Genomic DNA, 18,105 nt, shown 5'->3' on the forward strand with positions numbered 1-18,105 from the left:
TTCAGTAAACATTTATATATGGAATTATAATTATCTGCAATAATTTATGTGTAGAAACCTTATATAAAGCAATTATAGTTTTTTTAAAGTTTTTTTGCCTTAGTGATTTACTCATAATCGATAGAAGATACAAAAAGTCAAGGCCTGGTCTATTAAACGTTAAAAATACTGTACGGATTTCTTATATTTGGGTTTTAAGTCATAATTACCCTTAACCAAGTTACTGTTATCCCTGAAGTTCAGGTATAAGGGAGTTTTTATAGGAAAATACCTCCCCATTATCGGAGAGGGTTAGATTAAGTAGAGAGAAGTTACTTACAGTTGCTTGATCTCAGAAATTAACTTTGCCACCATATCCTTGGCACTACCAAACAACATAGTAGTTCTGTTCTTATAGAACAAATCATTATCTACACCGGCAAAGCCCACACTCATTCCACGCTTAATTACTATGGTGTGTTTGGCTTTATCCACATCTAAAATCGGCATTCCATAAATAGGGCTTTTCTCATCAGTACGAGCAGAAGGATTAACTACATCATTAGCACCAATTACTAATGCAACATCGGTCTTTTCCAATTGAGGATTGATATCATCCATGTCATGCAGTTGCTCATAAGGCACATTCGCCTCTGCCAATAATACATTCATGTGCCCCGGCATTCTTCCTGCAACTGGGTGAATTGCGTATTTCACTTCCACACCCAGTTTTTCTAGTTGGTCTGCTAGTTCTCTAACACTATGTTGTGCCTGAGCAACTGCCATACCATAACCTGGGATAATTACTACAGAACGGGCATAACCTAACATCATTGCCCCTTCTTCAGGATCAATGCTGTGAAAGACTTTTTCGACAGTGCTAGTAACATCAAGATTACCAGAACTTGAACTACTAGTACCAAAAGCACTAAATAGCACACTAAAGAGAGAACGGTTCATAGCTTTACACATTATTTCTGTCAGGATTAAACCTGATGCTCCTACTAACGCACCAGAAATAATGAGCATATTGTTCATGACAACAAAACCAGCGGCAGAAGCAGCCAAACCAGAGAATGAGTTTAACAAAGAAATTACTACTGGCATGTCACCCCCACCAATAGGAATAACTAACATTATGCCTAACACCAGAGAAACCAGCACCATGGATAAGAATATAGGTAAGTTATGGGGTGCAGTAAGTAAAAAGAATCCACCAAATATATAGGAAGCTAGTAGTGAGACATTTATAAGCTGCTGCAATGGGAATGTAATTGGTGAACCGCTCATGATTCCCTGAAGTTTTGCAAAAGCTATTACACTACCTGAAAAAGTAACACCACCAATTAATACATCCAATAATATGGAAATACTGGAATCTAGAGGTATAGTTTGAGACTCACCTAGTAATCGCCAGAACTCTGCCACGGCAACCAATGCAGAGGCAGAACCACCCAAACCGTTCAACAACCCTACCATCTGAGGCATTTGGGTCATTTTCACTTTATATGCTGCAAGTGTTCCAATTACAGTCCCTATTACCACTCCTAACAAAATCATTTGGTAGTTTAGAACTTGCTGGTCTAGAAGGGTTACTAGCACAGCTAACAACATCCCTATACCTGCCATAATATTGCCATTTCTGGCTGTAGCTGGAGAACCTAGCTTTTTTAATCCCACAATAAACAGGGAAGTTGCAGCCAAGTATACCAGATGAATCCCCGTTGGTATAAAATCACTCACGTTTTAACCTCCTTCTTTTTAAACATTTGCAACATTCTATCAGTGACAAGAAAACCACTAACGACATTGATTGTTGCCAAAACAACTGCAACCAATCCAAGGATTACTGATATATTCCACTCTTTAGCACCGGATGCTAAAATAGCTCCCAGTACAGTAATACCTGAAATTGCATTTGAACCGGACATCAGAGGGGTGTGTAAAGTTGGAGGAACTTTATTAATAACCTCAAAGCCGACAAATGCTGCCAAGACAAAGATAAACAAGGCTGTAATTAATGTTTCTGTTATCAACATTCAAACTCCTGTAATTAATATTTGTCAGTAAGTTGAACAAAATTAAATTTACTTGTGGATACAGGTAATACTGGAAGGGTAGATGGGTAGGGACTCAGGTTTAACTCCCCTTCTAACCTGCACTGGTAACTGACAATAATTCTTGTATCAGTGGACTATGAATTTTTCCGGCATGAGTAATACAAACCGCGTTAATGATATCGTCATTAAAATCTACTTGTAAGTCCTTATCTTTAATTAGCAACCGTATCAAAGATGTGATGTTTTTAGCGTATAACTGACTGGCATGAACTGGCATTGACGAAGGAAGATTAATCGGACCAATAATATTTACACCATTAACAATAATATCCTTTCCGGGATCTGTGCAGGCACAGTTCCCTCCTTGCTCTGCAGCTAAGTCTATAATTACAGACCCTTTCTTCATTTGTAAAACCATTTCCCTTGTTATTAATAAGGGGGCTTTCTTACCAGGGACTTGTGCTGTTGTAATTACAACGTCAGAATTTTTTACGTGATCAGTAACTACTTGCTGACTACTTTTTTTGCTGGCCTCAGATATTTCCTTGGCATAACCCCCAGCGGTTGCAGTTTCTTCTTCCAACTGTACTTCAACAAACCTTGCTCCTAAGCTTTGAACTTCTTCTTTTACTGAAGGCCGAATGTCAAAAGCTTCAACAATAGCCCCTAACCTTCGTGTGGTTGCAATTGCTTGCAATCCTGCCACTCCAGCCCCCATAACAAACACTTTTGCTGGAGCAATTGTACCTGCAGCAGTTGTCAACATAGGGAAGTATTTTGGTAATGCTGCTGCCGCAATTAAACCGGCTTTATAACCTGCGATCGATGCCTGGGATGATAAAGCATCCATACTCTGGGCCCTTGTCGTTCTGGGGACCATTTCCATACTTAATGCAGTCACCTGACGTTCTGCGAGAATTTGTGCTAATCCCGGATTTCCAAGAGGATTCAAAAATCCAATTAATATAGCCCCCTGTTTGAGTAGATCAACTTCCAAAATTCCATCGTCTCGCTTTCTAGGTGGACTAACTTTTAATAAAATATCAGCCTCAGCCCATAAGTGTTTGGTTTGTTTGACAATTATGGCTCCTGCCTTTTCATAATCAGCATCCGTAAAAAAAGTCCGCTCACCTGTACCTGACTCAACAAGGACTTCCAAACCATTCTTAACTAATTGGGTAACAGTATCAGGAACCAGGGCAACACGACGCTCACAAGCCTCACTTTCTTTGGCTACTGCTATTTTCATGAAATCTCCTTGAGATAAATACTTGTTCTGTTACAAGTTCTGGAATTTTGTCTTTTAACCATAAATCGAGGACTAAACACATTAGCTAAACAGTAAATAGCTAATCCCTACTAATTTTCTAATTGGGCTTGCAGGCCTATCTCCCAATACTTACATATCTATACTACCCACTACTAATTATTTACATGTGTGGATTACAATTTGCCCAACATACTGGTACTTATTTACATATTCTAATAGGTTCATACCCAATCATGCCTTTTGTAATTTCAACAAGTTTTAGGGATTAAACATATTCTTTATTTTCTTTTTAGACTTCGCAACAATGATAAATTTATCAATCAACTTGTTTATAACTAATCATCATTTAATACTTTGTATATAAGAGATCACCTGCTATTCACGTTCATATTATTGGCCCCATCAATGAATAAGGGTCAAAATTAGTATAAAGATTATTTTTTTCTTAACAGTGAAATCAGTGATAAGAAATATTATGTCAGTTGAAATATTACTGACCTGCAATTTTAGTATTCATTAACTCATAAAGACATATTGTGTAGCTATCAAAATCCAGGGAAGTAAAACAAACTTCACAAATATCTCATATGTATTTTATCACTCATATTCAAGAGAAATAGATAAAAAGTTTATGCTTGTCTTTAATTAAGTGCTAGGGCACCTTTCTTATGTATGTTGCGTCTACCAGGACAGAGCCAGTAGTAAAGTTTCGGTCACGAAATTTTGATCAATACTATTGCCGTAATAAATTAATTTAGTTTTCTCACAGGAGCCTTAACTATGAGACACCTGCTAACAACTTTAGCCGTAACTACCTGTTTATTTACAATTCCTCCAACCATTACCTTGGCAAATGGAGCTGGCGTAATCTTATTTGGCGGTATTACAAAGGACAATCAATTGTCTTACAGGTTGGATTTTGATGGTCAACGAAACGGCTGGGATCGTTACCGTCTAAGAATCCCCAGAAGTAAAATGAAGGCAGATGTTGTTAAGTTCATTATTACATATCCCAGATACTATAAGGGTAAATTTGAACCAAAAAAAATTGAAGTTCGAGTGAAAGAGGAGAAAGTCTCTCTATTGAAAGTGGATTGGAATAAAAAAGATCATGCAATTTATATACATCCCAAAGAGCCTATACCCTCTGGTAATTCAGTAGAGTTGGTTTTTAGTGATGTTCAAAATCCATCATTTGGAGGTATGTTTAACTTCAACTGTATGATTTTTATACCCAGTGATGCTATTCAACCCCATTATTTAGGAACTTGGCAAATTGATATTAACTAAAATTAAGGAGAAAAATAGAAAAATGTCATATTCATTAATTTACGTTTTTTGGCTATTTGCCTTCCCTCTGTATTAAAAGTAGTATAATAGGGGCCTATGGCTTTTTTAGATAAATCATCTTAGGTTAGAGGACTAAGCTATGCAGAGGACTCTGGGCGGCACTTGTCGTAAAAGGAAAAGAACATCTGGCTTTCGCACTCGTATGAGAACACCAGATGGTAGAAACGTTATCAGGGCTAGGAGAAAAAAAGGGCGGCATCGTCTGAGCGTTTGATATGCCTCTGATGGGGAGTATCATTTGTGGCCTTACCCAAAGCAAATAGACTCAAGTCCCGTCGAGACTTTCAAGCAGTCTTCCGGAATGGTTTTCGCTGCCATAGCTCCTATTTGACCTTAAGAGCTTTAAAACCAGCACTGTCATCAATGCCTTCTATGGAAAAAAGCATGGAAGTTTGTATAAACTATCCAACCCGTATTGCTATTTCTATTAGTACAAAGGTAAGTAAGCGTGCAGTAGTACGTAATCGGCTTAAACGACAAATTTCTTCATCCTTGTATATATTATTACCAAGGTTATCATTGGGGTGGCGCTTGGTGGTAATTGCGAAGCCAACAGCAATAGAATATCAATGCAAGGGCCAACAATTTCTGCAAGAATTAGAGCAGTTATTGGAAACAGCCGAGGTGTTAAATGGGTATTCGTGAAGAAGTTTTTTATGAAGGTGGTTCCCATATTGGTGACTTAATTATTGGCATCTTTGTTGGGTTAACAGTTGTTGGGATACCATTAACAATAGGCGCGATTGTCAGGGCATTGTGGTTGCACTTCCGTATTACTGACCGCCGGATTTCGGTTACAGGTGGTTGGATGGGACGTGATAGAAGTGATGTAATTTACTCAGAAGTTGTCAAAATAGTTAAAGTACCCCGAGGTGTCGGCTTATGGGGAGATATGGTGTTAACTCTTAGAGATGGTACCCGCCTGGAAATGCGAGCTGTTCCCAGATATAGGGAAATATATGACTATATCAATGGGAAAGTTGTCATGAGAAATCCTGGTAAAATTGGTGCCATCCGAAGGTAAGTCAATCACCACTACTGACTGCTAAATATATTTAGTAGTTTTGCTTTAATAATCTGCTAAATTCCATCTGAAAATATTAGTGGTTTAAGCATAAAAGACTTAACGCTTGATATTCGGCTATCTAAAATGTCGCCAGATTAAAATCTCCATCGTAATTTAGATAAATTAGATTCAGTTAATTTGCAGTACCTCAGGTTGAATTCAGAATAATGGATTTTGGTATCGGCTTTCTCTCGAACAATGTGATGTTGCCAATTATAGACTTGTTCTATGGGATTGTACCTAGTTATGGATTGGCTATAGTCGCTTTGACACTAATCATTCGGTTTGCACTCTACCCTTTGAGTGCTGGCTCCATTCGAAATATGCGGCGGATGCGAATTGTCCAACCCTTGATGCAAAAGAAAATGCAGGAAATCAAGGAGCGTTATAAGGACAATCAACAAAAACAGCAAGAAGAAATGGTCAATATCCAGAAGGAATTTGGCAATCCTTTAGGAGGGTGTTTACCCTTGTTGTTCCAAATGCCTGTTCTGCTAGCTTTATTTGCCACTTTACGGGGTTCGCCCTTCTCTGGTGTTAATTACAATATCAACCTGCAAATTTTACCTGCCGAACAAATTGAAAGGATTCAACCACAAGCTTTCGCAACTACTCCCCAAAATGTTTATATAAGTGATGGGGAGCATAGTAAAGTTACAGCTATTCTTCCTAGTGGTAATAAATTGGCAGTTGAAGAACATACTAAGATTCAGTACCAAACTGAATCTGGACAACCTTTTTCGGAAATAGTTGCAGCACATCCAGAAGTTAACTTAGTCCCTCGATGGACAGTTACTAAAGGGGCAGAAAGAATCAATATTGATGCTGAAGGTAATATTGAAGCTTTACAGCCAGGAGACGTTACTATACAGGGTACTATTCCCGGTTTGGCAGCAGAAAAAGGATTTCTATTTATTGAGGCTCTAGGTCGGGTAGGAGCAACAGATGATAATGGTATAATTCATTGGGATATTGTTCTCATGGTATTGATGTTTGGTGTTACTTTGTACGCCAGTCAAATTCTGTCTGGACAAAACTCTAATAAGGGAAATCCTCAGCAGGATACAATCAACAAAATTACACCAGTGGTTTTTTCAGGGATGTTTTTGTTCTTCCCACTACCTGCAGGTGTGTTGATGTATATGGTTATTGGTAATATGTTCCAGACCCTGCAGACTTATATTCTTTCCCGTGAACCTTTACCAGAAGAGCTACAAAAAATAGTTGATACTCAGAATAAAGAAGCTAGTGGAAAAGATGAGGAATCTATACCTTTTGAACCAAAAAGTTCTAAGAAGAAGGCCCCAGGTTAATTGATTATAACTGGTAGTTCTATAACATCTGTCAGCAGTGTTTTGAAGCAATGCTATGAGTTTATGAAATTTTTGATGTTTTCAAAATAAAATAGGGTTAGGCAAAGACTACTAGTTATTAAGAATAAGTGTTTTTGTTGGTTGACATGATCAATTACCAACTTAATACTAAAAGATTTGGGGGTTTAATTGGTAAAGGTTGTTATGTTTGAGACACAATTTAACACTTGGTCAATTCTGTTCTCAACTTACATCAATCCTCAGAATAACAGTCATTATATATACTATTCAGCTATATCAACACTGTGTGAAAAAGCAAAGAAAGATTCTTCAAGTAGTATGATCAACTGCGGGGTAAGTTAAAACCACAGCTAAAGAGGTAATTATAAAATTCTTCAACTTTACTGAATACTTACAAATCCATTTAAATACTTTGCGGTTTGATAAACCTTCAGCAGAGGGTAAGAGTATCAATCTAAATAATTACATCTTGTGATTTCTGAATTCCAAGATCTCAGAATTTAAGTCTAAAACTGACAATGTAAGATTTTTAGGAAAAGAGACGCGACCAAGCTTGCGTCTCTTTGTTGGAAATTATAGTCCCTATTATCAAGTATATATACTTGATTTTTCATCTAAACCTAAGTCTTTTCAGTGAAATCCAATCCCAGAAAAATTGGAATATAAAGTGTGAATATGGAAATAGCAGAAGTGCTCTTTCTTAAAAGAACTAATTTTTATAAAAATAGTATAAGGTTAGTACGGATGTGATTTTCATCCCGTATCTAACTTAAAGTGCCAGAGTGGACAAGAGAGATCCAGGTACAAAAATTTATCACTATCCTAGAAACGTTGATACCTGTTCAAGGTATCGTTCGCGTGTAGCATCATTATAATTACTTAGAAGTTTTCGGAGAAGCTGAGGTGATTACCTGTACTTATAATAGATCTTTGCAAACCTATGGAAATGATTTGTTTGCAAGAAGTATTTGGAGAGGAAATATACTTTCACTATAGATAAGGAAGTAACTGTGGATAACTTGGTAGATTCTCTATCTCCTTAAGGGTATTTTCAACCTCGTGTCTAGATTATATGAACAAATGAATTTGGAACTTCCCCAGCAGCAACTTTGTAATACTAACTATGCTGGAATTATTAATGAATCTAATAATGTGGTTGATAGTTTTTGGGCTTCTTTGAAGTCTTTAAAAAATCCATTTCATACTTAGTTTCAAATGGATTTTTTGTTTTGTTTCAAATTCTATATATAAAATTTTAAGTTTATAAATCACTCTCTACACCGTCAGTTGTTTGGGACGAAAACTACGAGGGAATTAGAACTCCGGCTTGCGCGTATAATTTAACATAATATTGCTTATGATTATTTTACCTGCAATTATTAAAACTATTTAAGAATAGGAAATAAAATTTAGATTGGAAGGATAGGAAAGATAGAATGTCTAACTGTCTTGGCAAAGGGCAAAGATGTGCTCAAAAGCACTTGGTAGCAATAAATGAAGGTAAGAGAGAATTGATTTTAAGTAGGAATCACTCGGAAAAATTTCATAAGAAAGTTATGCAACTCCGAAAATGTAGCAGCAAATATACCTGATAATATTCCAATTAAAATGGACTGGGATTCTCTTGAGCTATAAAAATAGCATATCAGTACTTTCATAATTAACTAATAACTCAAAAGTGATTAAGTAGAACCAGAAGAAAATAATGGAAGTCTGAGTTTAAATTGATCAAATATAATTTGCGAGAGTGTTTTTGCTAAAGTGAAACCTTATAGTTAAGTCAGAGTAGTTTGTCACAATCAAATGAAATTTTTTGATGATTGTTTAATGCTTGGTGATACCTTATCATTGCTATTACTGCCACTAAATTATGGAACTTTTATTTCATAAAAGTCTAAAAAAAGCTGAATTTACAAATGGAGTTAAATCACTTCAGATCTGGATAACTTCCCAAAAAATCTAATTAATAAGAGAATTAAAGGCAAATAACTACCTATGACTTTTCGTGAAGAGTTTAAACTGCTGCTGCGTGCCTGTTATCCTTTAATGTATATTCCCACCTACGAAGAAGAAAGGGTAGAGGCAGAAATTAGAGAAGAAGCCAGTAATCAAGGTAATCGTCCTGTATACACTTGGGATTTTGTGGATGGTTATCAAGGGAGTCTTAATGATGAAGGATTTGGTAAAAGGAACCCTTTACAAGCACTAGAATTTGTGGAAAAAATTTCCCCAGCAGGACCAGCAGTTTTAATCTTGCGGGATTACCATCACTTTTTAGAAGATGTGGCCATTTCTCGTAAACTCCGCAATTTAGCAAGGTCATTGAAATCACAGCCTAAAAATATAGTTTTACTCTCACCGCGAGTGGCGATTCCTGCTGATTTAGCAGAAGTGTTGACAGTGGTAGAGTTCCCACTACCAACTGAAGAGGATATTAAGGCAGGGATTGAGCTGTTATTGATGACATATGGTAATGAATTATGTACAAATTCTTTGGATGATTTAGTACGTTCCTGTCAGGGTTTAAGTATGGCAAGGATTCATAGAGTTTTAGCTAGGGCAATTGCAGCTCATGGGGAATTACAACCGGAAGATGTAGATTTGATTTTAGAGGAGAAACGCGAAACCATTCGTCAAACTCAAATTCTAGATTTTTACCCTGCCAAAGAACAAATTTCTGATATTGGTGGTTTGGACAACCTTAAAGATTGGTTGTTGCGTCGAGGTGCTTCCTTCAGCGTTCATGCCAAGCGGTATGGTTTACCACATCCCCGTGGACTATTATTGGTAGGGATCCAGGGAACAGGAAAATCCTTAACTGCGAAAGCTATTGCTCACCATTGGCATTTGCCTTTGTTACGGTTAGATGTGGGGCGATTATTTGCTGGATTAATTGGTGAATCAGAATCTCGTACCAGACAAATGATACAAATGGCAGAAGCCTTATCCCCCTGTATTTTGTGGATTGATGAAATCGACAAAGCCTTTTCTGGATTGGGTAGCAGGGGAGATGCAGGTACCACTAGTAGGGTGTTTGGTACATTTATCACTTGGATGGCAGAAAAAACTTCTCCTGTTTTTGTAGTAGCTACTGCAAATGATATTCAATCTTTACCATCAGAGATATTGCGTAAAGGTCGATTTGATGAGATTTTCTTTGTTGGGTTGCCTACTCAGGAAGAAAGAAAAGCTATTTTTAATGTTCACTTATCTCGACTACGTCCTCATAATCTAATTGGCTATGATATGGATAGATTAGCATATGAAACTCTAGACTTTTCAGGAGCAGAAATTGAGCAAACTTTAGTAGAAGCAATGCACATTGGTTTTAGCCAAAATCGGGATTTTACCAACGATGATGTATTAGAAGCTGCTAGTCAAATTATTCCTCTAGCTAGAACAGCTAAAGAACAAATTCAGCAGCTACAAGAATGGGCTGCATCGGGGAGAGCACGTTTAGCTTCTAAACATAGTCTTTTGAATCCCAGGGATTAAAAATATGGATTCAACTCAAGTATATTTAATCTCTGACTTTTAATTATATCAATGAAGGTAAGAACTTATTGTAGTGCAATGATAAGCTACCTGAGAGTTTTAAAGCCTGAATAAATACAAAATCATTTTGATATCCGTTTTTGATATTTCAAAGATACATTGGCTTGAAAACCTGCTCTGAGACTATTAGAGTAATTATATATCAGTTCATTTAAGATCTCAGCTCTTAATTCTTTAGAATTAATTCTGTAAGGGTATAATTGATTTCCATTAGATATTAAAATTAATTCTGGAATCAGTCATATAATAGTATCAGTTTCTATTATTATTGCTGTTGACTAATATTCTTATAATTTATTTTCCCTGTTTATATATTTATAGGAGGTAAATATGTTTTCCAACATACTTAAATATACATTAGGTTTTTTATTAGCAATTGCCATTTTATTTGGTAGTATTTTTGCAGTTGCTTTGTATTTAATGAATAGAACTTCAATCCGCCCAGACAAACCTATTTTTAGTAATGATAAATCAGCAGTAAATGCTAATTTATTAAAACAAAAACATAATAAAAATACTTCAGATAAAATCACCAAATTCAAAAAAACTTACCCAATCATACCTAAACCATACCCAAATAAGCAAGAATATGAATCACCAGAAATAATGGCCTTAGGAACTTATAAGGCTCGTGTCACATGGCCCGAAGGATTAAGTATACGGGAAACAGCTGATAAGAATGCTAAGCACATAGGTAGTGTAGCCTTTAATGGAAAGGTGATTGTTTTGGAAGAAAGTAACGATAAAGCTTGGCAAAAAATCCGTATAAATTCTACACAACAAGAAGGTTGGGTAAAATCGGGTAATACAAGAGCAGTAGACTAAACAAATGTATCTATTTGAGAGTTCCAATGATTGTTTGATGCTTACTACTAGGCAATATGAATTTTAATTGATGTTAATTTAAGATAACTCTTATATAAAAATAGAATTTTAATATTTTAACTTAATATTCTAAGTTACGTCGAAACTATCACATTATTTCCACCAGTTATTTTATTATCTACTATTTCCAATATTTTATTATTTGCTTATAGAGACAGAGTTTTTATAATCTCCTTAATTTTTAATTTACTTATTATCTTACCTAATTTATCAATTAGAAAATTTGGTACTATAGCGATTAAAACAAATAAAATCTTTATCTACAAAAATTTTAACTTAGCTGGTAACAAATTATTATTTTCAATAATTACGTAAATAACTTATAGCAATTTTATTTGATCAATTGCTCAAAAAATACCCATAATAATATCCAAATAGTGAATTTATCAATTGCATAAATTCTTATTTTATTTACCGCTGAGTAGATACAAACATCGATCTACTACTTCTTTTCTGAAATTAACTCGAAGGCCAATTGAATTGCAGCTTTCATGCTAGTTGAATCAGCTATTCCCTGACCAGCAATATTAAATGCGGTACCATGATCGGGTGAGGTACGAATAAAAGGCAAACCAATAGTTGTATTAACAGCACGGTCAAATGCCATTAACTTCACTGGAATTAAGCCTTGATCATGGTATAAACTCATATATCCATCTGCTATCTTTGATTCTTCTTGGTTTCTGCCATACCAAGCTTTACCTGGTTCTACCCACATGGTATCTGGGGGAGTAGGACCCAGTAGTTGCAAGTGTGGTCTTTGCTGGCGCTGCTCTTCTAACCAAGGTATTAACCAATCTTGTTCTTCATTTCCTAGTAAGCCCCCTTCTCCACTGTGGGGATTTAAACCAGCAATTACAATCCTACTATTTTTTATTCTAAAGTCATTTTCTATACATTCAACTAACAAATCCAGCTTCTCGCTCATTAAATCTGGTGTTAAAACCTGAGGTACTTGATTCAAGGGAATGTGGGTTGTAGCAAGCAAACAACGTAATATCCAGTTTGTATGGGGTGATTGGGCAACGAATAGCATCCCAAATTTGTTGATACCAGCCTTCTCTGCTAACAATTCCGTTTGACCGGGATAATCATATCCTGCTGACTTCCACGCTGATTTAGCAATAGGTGCGGTAACAATACCATCAAATTCTCCATTTAAGGTATAAGCTATCGCAGTTTCTATATAGGCAAAGCTAGCAGCACCACTAGCTTTATTTCCTTTGCCAAGGGTAATATTTGATTTTATTTTTTATTTAATGGAACATCCAAAACGGATAAATTTTCTAGATTTGCTAGTGGTACTCCTTTCCTCAACAAATTTAATCTTTTATAGTTTTCCACAATTAAATCTCTACTACCCACAATCATGATTTCATCCTTGCGTTGAAGATAGGGATCTGCTAAGGCCTTTAAAATAACTTCTGTACCAATTCCTGCTGGATCTCCCATTGTGACAGCCAGACGCGGGCGCATTTTATAATTTGACATTTAAGCTATGATTTTTATCCTATTAATAATACCTCGATAGTATAGTGAAATCAAAATTCATAAATTATCTGAAAGTCTCAGGATTACATTAATACTAATGAGTGTTTAGCAAAATTTGAGGAAAGAAAAAACTAATAAGTTAGATTTTATTTTAGACTGCAAATCAGGAAAATCGGGGCGAAATATCAAAGTCATAGTGCTAAATAAATAGTATTTAAAAGCTTTATACTGATATTTTAATTGGGATTCAAATATCTTCATTAAACCCAGATGGATCTACAATAAGAGCTGTTCCTAATTGAAAGTATATAAACAAAATCTGCTCATAAGCCCAAATTCCAAGTTATACTAGTATTTTAATCAAGTAATTTTGAAGTCTAAGGTATTAAGTAAATAATATTTGTACCGGGTTTGCTTGTACGGTCGCTTAAATTCATGATTGAAATTATATATATTTCGGTTAAATTATTTGAAATACAACATACTTCAGATGAGTGAAATAAAAATTTTCCTAAAAACCATACCTATACCAAAACAGTGTAACTGCACCTCTGAATAATCTGACCATACAATTAAAAGCTTCTTGTAAATATTTTGATCTGAATAGTTAATAATAATTTATGTGTCTAACATCTAACAAAATTATCCATTTTGACAAACAGATATATTTTGTTGTTAATTAGGTTTAAGTTTCTTCATTTTTTCCCTTACTATGTTTATCACTTCACAACCTAATGAGATTTTCCCTCAACCCCTACTAGGTAAAAGTTTAGAGGAGTTAAGGGTATGGGTAAAAGAATATGGTCAACCAGCTTATCGAGGTAAACAATTGCACGATTGGATTTACCGTCAAGGCATCAGATCAATCTTAGATATCCCAGTATTTCCTAAAAAGTGGCGATTGCAAGTATCGGGGTTCTCTATCGGGCGCTCTCATTTATATCATCGTTCTGTTGCCACTGATGGCACTGTTAAGTATTTATTGCAACTGCAAGATGGGGAAATAATAGAAACTGTAGGTATTCCAACCTTTAAATATCAACAAAAAAGGAAAACTATAATCTTCTAGTTCGACTTACTGTCTGTATATCTACCCAAGTAGGTTGTCCAATGGCTTGTGATTTCTGTGCTACAGGCAAAGGTGGTTATAAACGTAACTTGGAACTTCACGAAATTATAGACCAAGTATTAACTGTCCAAGAAGATTTTCAGAAACGGGTAAGTAATATTGTATTCATGGGGATGGGAGAACCTTTACTAAATATAGATAATGTTTTAAGAGCAATTTACTGCCTGAATCAAGATATAGGTATCGGGCAACGTAACCTCACTCTTTCTACTGTTGGTATCCCAGGACGTATTTATCAGCTATCCCAATACCTACTACAAGTTACTCTTGCAGTCAGTCTTCACGCACCTAATCAAACTCTACGGGAAAAGTTAATTCCTAGTGCGCGCCGTTATCAAATTGACGACCTATTGAATGAATGTCGGGAGTATGTGAAAACCACTGGCAGACGTGTATCTTTCGAATATATACTAATCTCAGGTTTTAATGATTTTCCTGAACATGCAGCCGAGTTAGCAAAATGTTTACGAGGATTTCAAAATCATGTCAATCTAATCCCCTATAATCCAATTTCCGAGGTTAATTACCAACGTCCCAGCAATAATCAGATTCAAGCCTTTGGGCAAATTCTTAAAAAATATAATACTAATTATAGTATACGCTATTCCCGCGGTTTAGAAACAGATGCGGCTTGCGGACAATTACGAGTTATTAATAGAAATAATTAATTTGATTTTGTTAAAAAAACATTCACGGTTAAACTAAGTCAAGACTTTTGAAATTGGGTATATTTTTTGTTATAGATTACACTACTTGGAATATTTGTCTATAACTCTTATACTCTAATAATTTTAGAGCTTGGAGGAAGATACTCTTGATATGAAAGACCATATTCTTTCAAAATAGTGTAAGTATGATTATTTGACTGATGTATAAAGTCAATATGGTTACCGCTAGTAAAATATTGGTTCAGATAATAGAGAACTATATCTACTCTAAATTGATGTCATTCCGTATCAAGAGTTTAATTAACTGGTGGCAACTTTGGTTATCAATTCAAGTATATTCTGGAATTCTTAGTATTCATCATTATATTATTATTAAACAATCACTGTGAGTAGGATCTATTTTAGATAAAAGTCTTATCAAATTAATTTCTAGACAAAATTAGATACAATTTGAAGCTAATAATTGTAGTTCTGATAACATAAATAAGCTTATAGGTAATTAATAAAAACCTGGTTGGAGAACCAGGTTTTGGAACTACTTATTTTCAAATCTTATTTATTATTTGAGCTATAATAAACCTTATTCCCAGTATTAGGAACGAAGTGGCAATTAATACAAGAATGCCACATAGAGATCCAAATAGGTTCTTCCGACTTCCGAAAATATTCACCTAAAATAGGTTTGATTGCCTCAGTAGCCTTTTTTAAATTGTAGTGTGGCATATTTAGGAATATGTGGTGAGCAACATGGGTCCCAATATCATGGTGAATATGGTTTATAAATCCGTAATTACGATCAATAGTTGACAATGCACCCTTAAGAAATGTCCATTCTTCATCACGATACCAAGGAATATCTATCTCTGTATGATGCAAGAAAGTAACTAAATCTAACCAAATCACAAATACAATATAGGGACCTAAATAGTATTTAAGCAACCATACCCATCCCCACTGATATGCAAAGGAAGCAAGTAAACACACCATCGCAAACCATAAAACACTACTTGTAATAATATCCCACTTCTCTGATTGTTTGAATAATGGGCTACCAGGAAAGAAATGGGATCCTTCCTTATTAGGAGAACGCCTAAATAGATATATGGGGTAAGCAAATAGGAATAGATAATAACGTCCTATCTTTTGAGCTACAGGCATGTTATTATAATCTGACTCCGATACTGGATACCAGCTCTCATCATTATCTAAATGTCCAGTATTTTTATGGTGAGTTTTATGACTAATCCTCCATCCATGGTAGGGAACCAAAATTGGTATATGACAAATATGCCCTATCAGGTCATTCAGCCATTTATGACGTGAAAAAGATTGATGTCCACAATCGTGTCCAATTACAAATAAGGCCCAGAACATTGTACCTTGTATAACCCAAAAAATAGGGAATAACAACCAAGAATCCAACCTAAATGCAATTAAATATAGTAGGGCAATTATTGCTACATCACGAAAAAAGAATAAAAAGGACTTCCCTATGTTGGGAACAAAACATTCTGAGGGAATTGCTGCTTTGATATCACTTAAGGAAAAGGGTAATGTCATTACTTCCTTAAAAACATACTATTAATATTCTGAAACAAATCAATTGTATTAGACTAGACTTGTAGTCTTTAGCTAATAAACTTTAGAACAATTTAATACTTCTGGTCCAGGAGCTTACTGAGTAACAATAGTTGTATCGTTCTAATCACTCGGAATAACTTCTACACGGATTTTAGAAGAGTCCATAAGTCATTTTACTGAATATTGAAAGTATTATATATTCATGATATTTATTTAAAAATAGTTTTAGATAGTTTCATATAGTAGCAAGTTAATCAAACCTAATAAAAAACAGAAAAAGCCTCTATTATTTATACATTCCTAAATATCCTATCAAGTTTTAATTTTGTTCCTTGAGGTTTTAGTTCCTCTAAACCCTAAAACCAAACATCAACATTATTCTTGAGATGGGATTATTGGATTTATTAGGTTACTATTTTCTCATTGTAATCTGTAGATTTAGCATTGAAATGCAGTATCTAACCAAAAACAATGATGATTGGCAATACCAGCTGGAATTTTATTTGGTTAATACATGATTTCATGTATAAATTCCCAGATAATTATTATGATTTTAATTTGGAGCTTGGGATTTGCTCCCTTTTTCTGTATAGTACTCATCAAAAGACTGATAGCCAAAATCTGTCTTATAAATATGACATGTATCTGTTAATTGCTTTATTAATGTCCATGAAAAATTGCATTCTGGACGTATATAACCACCCCACTTCTCCTGTAGGCTAATATATGCTAAACGCAAATTGTAAGAGGGGATAGCTGTGGATACATGATGGGGTACGTGGACATTGATATTGTGACAAAGGAATTCTACCCAGCGTGGGTAATTGCAGTGAATAGTACCATTTAACTGTGCTAAAACTTGGTTCCACTTGTCAGATGTTTTAAAAGGTACATCAGGTGCTGTATGATGTATATAAGTAAAGGTACTCATCCAAAAATGGTAAACTAACCATGGTATAAACCAGAATTTTACCCACCCCCAAATTCCCATTGTAGAGATGATTGCAGGGAAAGTGGTCACAGCAAATAAGACTACCACTGCTACAGACACCTTTACATCTCTTTGGTTTTGTTTACGGAACTTTCGCCAGTCAAAATGAGTAACAGCCCAGTGTCCTATGGAAGCAAGCCACCAAAGGCGATTTAGCAGTAGTATTTTATAACTCCATTGCTCTGGTTTACTCCATCTCTCGAAGACATAAGGTCTTATAGGATGCCAGGCGTTGTCCTCATCTAATTTATTGGTGTGTTTATGATGGTGGTTATGACAAATTCGCCAAGGGTGAAATGGATAAACCAAAGGCATAAACATAATATATCCAACTAAATCATTCACCCAGATACTTTTAGAAAAAGACCGATGACCGCAATCATGACCAATAACAAAAAAACCTGTCAGTGCTGTACCAGTAAAAACCCATGCTAAAGGCAAAAGATATAAAGGTGCAACTGCTAAAGTAAAATATCCCGAGGAAACCATTAGTACGCTGATGATGACTTCCACCCATGCCTTAAAAGGACTTATTTTAAAACATTCCTTGGGCAGGCTCTTAACAATATCTTGCAACTTCAAATCGGAAACTTCAACTTTTAGGGGTTGATTGTGGCTGTTTATTATTGATGTAGTCATGAACACCTAAAAAAAGCGGAACTCAAAATTCGGTAATATTCCCGGAGTACTGGCGTTCCTAATTATATCAGTCTAAGCTACTTTAGCATATCCAACTAATTCTCTTA

The 18,105-nt window shown here is 35.3% G+C and carries 12 protein-coding genes and 2 pseudogenes; 8 read left to right on the forward strand and 6 right to left on the reverse strand.

Annotation, left to right across the window (positions count from 1 at the left end; translation table 11 throughout):
- Positions 1 to 315 precede the first annotated feature (315 nt).
- From RINTHH_RS00420 to RINTHH_RS00430, 3 genes are all read right to left on the reverse strand, one after another.
- Entirely contained in the window at positions 316 to 1,722 is a 1,407-nt protein-coding gene (locus tag RINTHH_RS00420) for an NAD(P)(+) transhydrogenase (Re/Si-specific) subunit beta (protein ID WP_008231513.1), read from the reverse strand.
- Positions 1,719 to 2,012 carry an NAD(P) transhydrogenase subunit alpha gene (locus RINTHH_RS00425; protein WP_044304278.1) on the reverse strand — a complete coding sequence of 98 codons (294 nt, stop codon included), beginning with the start codon at positions 2,010 to 2,012 and terminating at the stop codon, positions 1,719 to 1,721. Before RINTHH_RS00425 ends, RINTHH_RS00420 begins: the two co-directional genes overlap by 4 nt.
- A gap of 118 nt (positions 2,013 to 2,130) precedes the next feature.
- The gene (locus RINTHH_RS00430; RefSeq protein WP_008231516.1) at positions 2,131 to 3,288 is read right to left on the reverse strand and encodes a Re/Si-specific NAD(P)(+) transhydrogenase subunit alpha; all 1,158 of its coding nucleotides are present in this window, start codon (positions 3,286 to 3,288) and stop codon (positions 2,131 to 2,133) included.
- A gap of 801 nt (positions 3,289 to 4,089) precedes the next feature.
- Between RINTHH_RS00430 and RINTHH_RS00435 the strand changes: the two genes are divergently transcribed.
- From RINTHH_RS00435 to RINTHH_RS00465, 7 genes are all read left to right on the forward strand, one after another.
- Positions 4,090 to 4,599, forward strand: a complete 510-nt coding sequence (locus tag RINTHH_RS00435; RefSeq protein ID WP_008231518.1) for a DUF2808 domain-containing protein — start codon at positions 4,090 to 4,092, stop codon at positions 4,597 to 4,599.
- Positions 4,600 to 4,738: 139 nt separating this feature from the next.
- Positions 4,739 to 4,873: a 50S ribosomal protein L34 gene (rpmH, locus tag RINTHH_RS10260; RefSeq protein WP_081606203.1), complete on the forward strand. Its 135-nt coding sequence runs from the start codon at positions 4,739 to 4,741 to the stop codon at positions 4,871 to 4,873.
- A gap of 26 nt (positions 4,874 to 4,899) precedes the next feature.
- Positions 4,900 to 5,304 (forward strand): ribonuclease P protein component, encoded by a 405-nt coding sequence (rnpA, locus tag RINTHH_RS00440; RefSeq protein ID WP_044304269.1) that lies wholly within the window; start codon positions 4,900 to 4,902, stop codon positions 5,302 to 5,304.
- A complete protein-coding gene (locus RINTHH_RS00445) occupies positions 5,291 to 5,683 on the forward strand; it encodes a PH domain-containing protein (protein ID WP_044304270.1) in 393 nt (130 codons plus the stop codon). The genes rnpA and RINTHH_RS00445 overlap by 14 nt, the downstream gene beginning before the upstream one ends.
- A 209-nt stretch (positions 5,684 to 5,892) precedes the next feature.
- Positions 5,893 to 7,038 (forward strand): membrane protein insertase YidC, encoded by a 1,146-nt coding sequence (yidC, locus tag RINTHH_RS00450; RefSeq protein WP_008231524.1) that lies wholly within the window; start codon positions 5,893 to 5,895, stop codon positions 7,036 to 7,038.
- Between the two features lie 2,016 nt (positions 7,039 to 9,054).
- A complete protein-coding gene (locus tag RINTHH_RS00460) occupies positions 9,055 to 10,554 on the forward strand; it encodes an AAA family ATPase (RefSeq protein ID WP_008231526.1) in 1,500 nt (499 codons plus the stop codon).
- 390 nt (positions 10,555 to 10,944) lie between these two features.
- The gene (locus RINTHH_RS00465) at positions 10,945 to 11,439 is read left to right on the forward strand and encodes an SH3 domain-containing protein (RefSeq protein WP_008231528.1); all 495 of its coding nucleotides are present in this window, start codon (positions 10,945 to 10,947) and stop codon (positions 11,437 to 11,439) included.
- Positions 11,440 to 11,941: 502 nt separating this feature from the next.
- Here the strand turns inward: RINTHH_RS00465 and pdxA are convergent.
- Positions 11,942 to 12,990, reverse strand: a pseudogene (gene pdxA, locus RINTHH_RS00470) (4-hydroxythreonine-4-phosphate dehydrogenase PdxA).
- 712 nt (positions 12,991 to 13,702) lie between these two features.
- Between pdxA and rlmN the strand changes: the two are divergent.
- Positions 13,703 to 14,787 (forward strand): annotated as a pseudogene (rlmN, locus tag RINTHH_RS00475) (23S rRNA (adenine(2503)-C(2))-methyltransferase RlmN).
- A 552-nt stretch (positions 14,788 to 15,339) separates the two neighbouring features.
- Here the strand turns inward: rlmN and RINTHH_RS00480 are convergent.
- Both RINTHH_RS00480 and RINTHH_RS00485 read right to left on the reverse strand, forming a co-directional pair.
- Complete coding sequence (locus tag RINTHH_RS00480; RefSeq protein ID WP_008231539.1) at positions 15,340 to 16,347, reverse strand: fatty acid desaturase; 1,008 nt, start codon at positions 16,345 to 16,347, stop codon at positions 15,340 to 15,342.
- Positions 16,348 to 16,921: 574 nt separating this feature from the next.
- The gene (locus tag RINTHH_RS00485) at positions 16,922 to 17,998 is read right to left on the reverse strand and encodes a fatty acid desaturase (RefSeq protein ID WP_008231541.1); all 1,077 of its coding nucleotides are present in this window, start codon (positions 17,996 to 17,998) and stop codon (positions 16,922 to 16,924) included.
- Between the last annotated feature and the right edge of the window lie 107 nt (positions 17,999 to 18,105).

Source organism: Richelia intracellularis HH01 (genome assembly GCF_000350105.1).
In the GTDB taxonomy this organism is placed as follows: Bacteria; Cyanobacteriota; Cyanobacteriia; order Cyanobacteriales; family Nostocaceae; genus Richelia; species Richelia intracellularis.

Coding starts and splice junctions, on each gene's coding strand:
- RINTHH_RS00430 (WP_008231516.1), bottom strand. CDS start 3,288: ATGAAAATAGCAGTAGCCAAAGAAAGTGAGGCTTGTGAGCGTCGTGTT.
- RINTHH_RS00435 (WP_008231518.1), top strand. CDS start 4,090: ATGAGACACCTGCTAACAACTTTAGCCGTAACTACCTGTTTATTTACA.
- rpmH (WP_081606203.1), top strand. CDS start 4,739: ATGCAGAGGACTCTGGGCGGCACTTGTCGTAAAAGGAAAAGAACATCT.
- RINTHH_RS00445 (WP_044304270.1), top strand. CDS start 5,291: ATGGGTATTCGTGAAGAAGTTTTTTATGAAGGTGGTTCCCATATTGGT.
- yidC (WP_008231524.1), top strand. CDS start 5,893: ATGGATTTTGGTATCGGCTTTCTCTCGAACAATGTGATGTTGCCAATT.
- RINTHH_RS00460 (WP_008231526.1), top strand. CDS start 9,055: ATGACTTTTCGTGAAGAGTTTAAACTGCTGCTGCGTGCCTGTTATCCT.
- RINTHH_RS00465 (WP_008231528.1), top strand. CDS start 10,945: ATGTTTTCCAACATACTTAAATATACATTAGGTTTTTTATTAGCAATT.
- RINTHH_RS00480 (WP_008231539.1), bottom strand. CDS start 16,347: ATGACATTACCCTTTTCCTTAAGTGATATCAAAGCAGCAATTCCCTCA.
- RINTHH_RS00485 (WP_008231541.1), bottom strand. CDS start 17,998: ATGACTACATCAATAATAAACAGCCACAATCAACCCCTAAAAGTTGAA.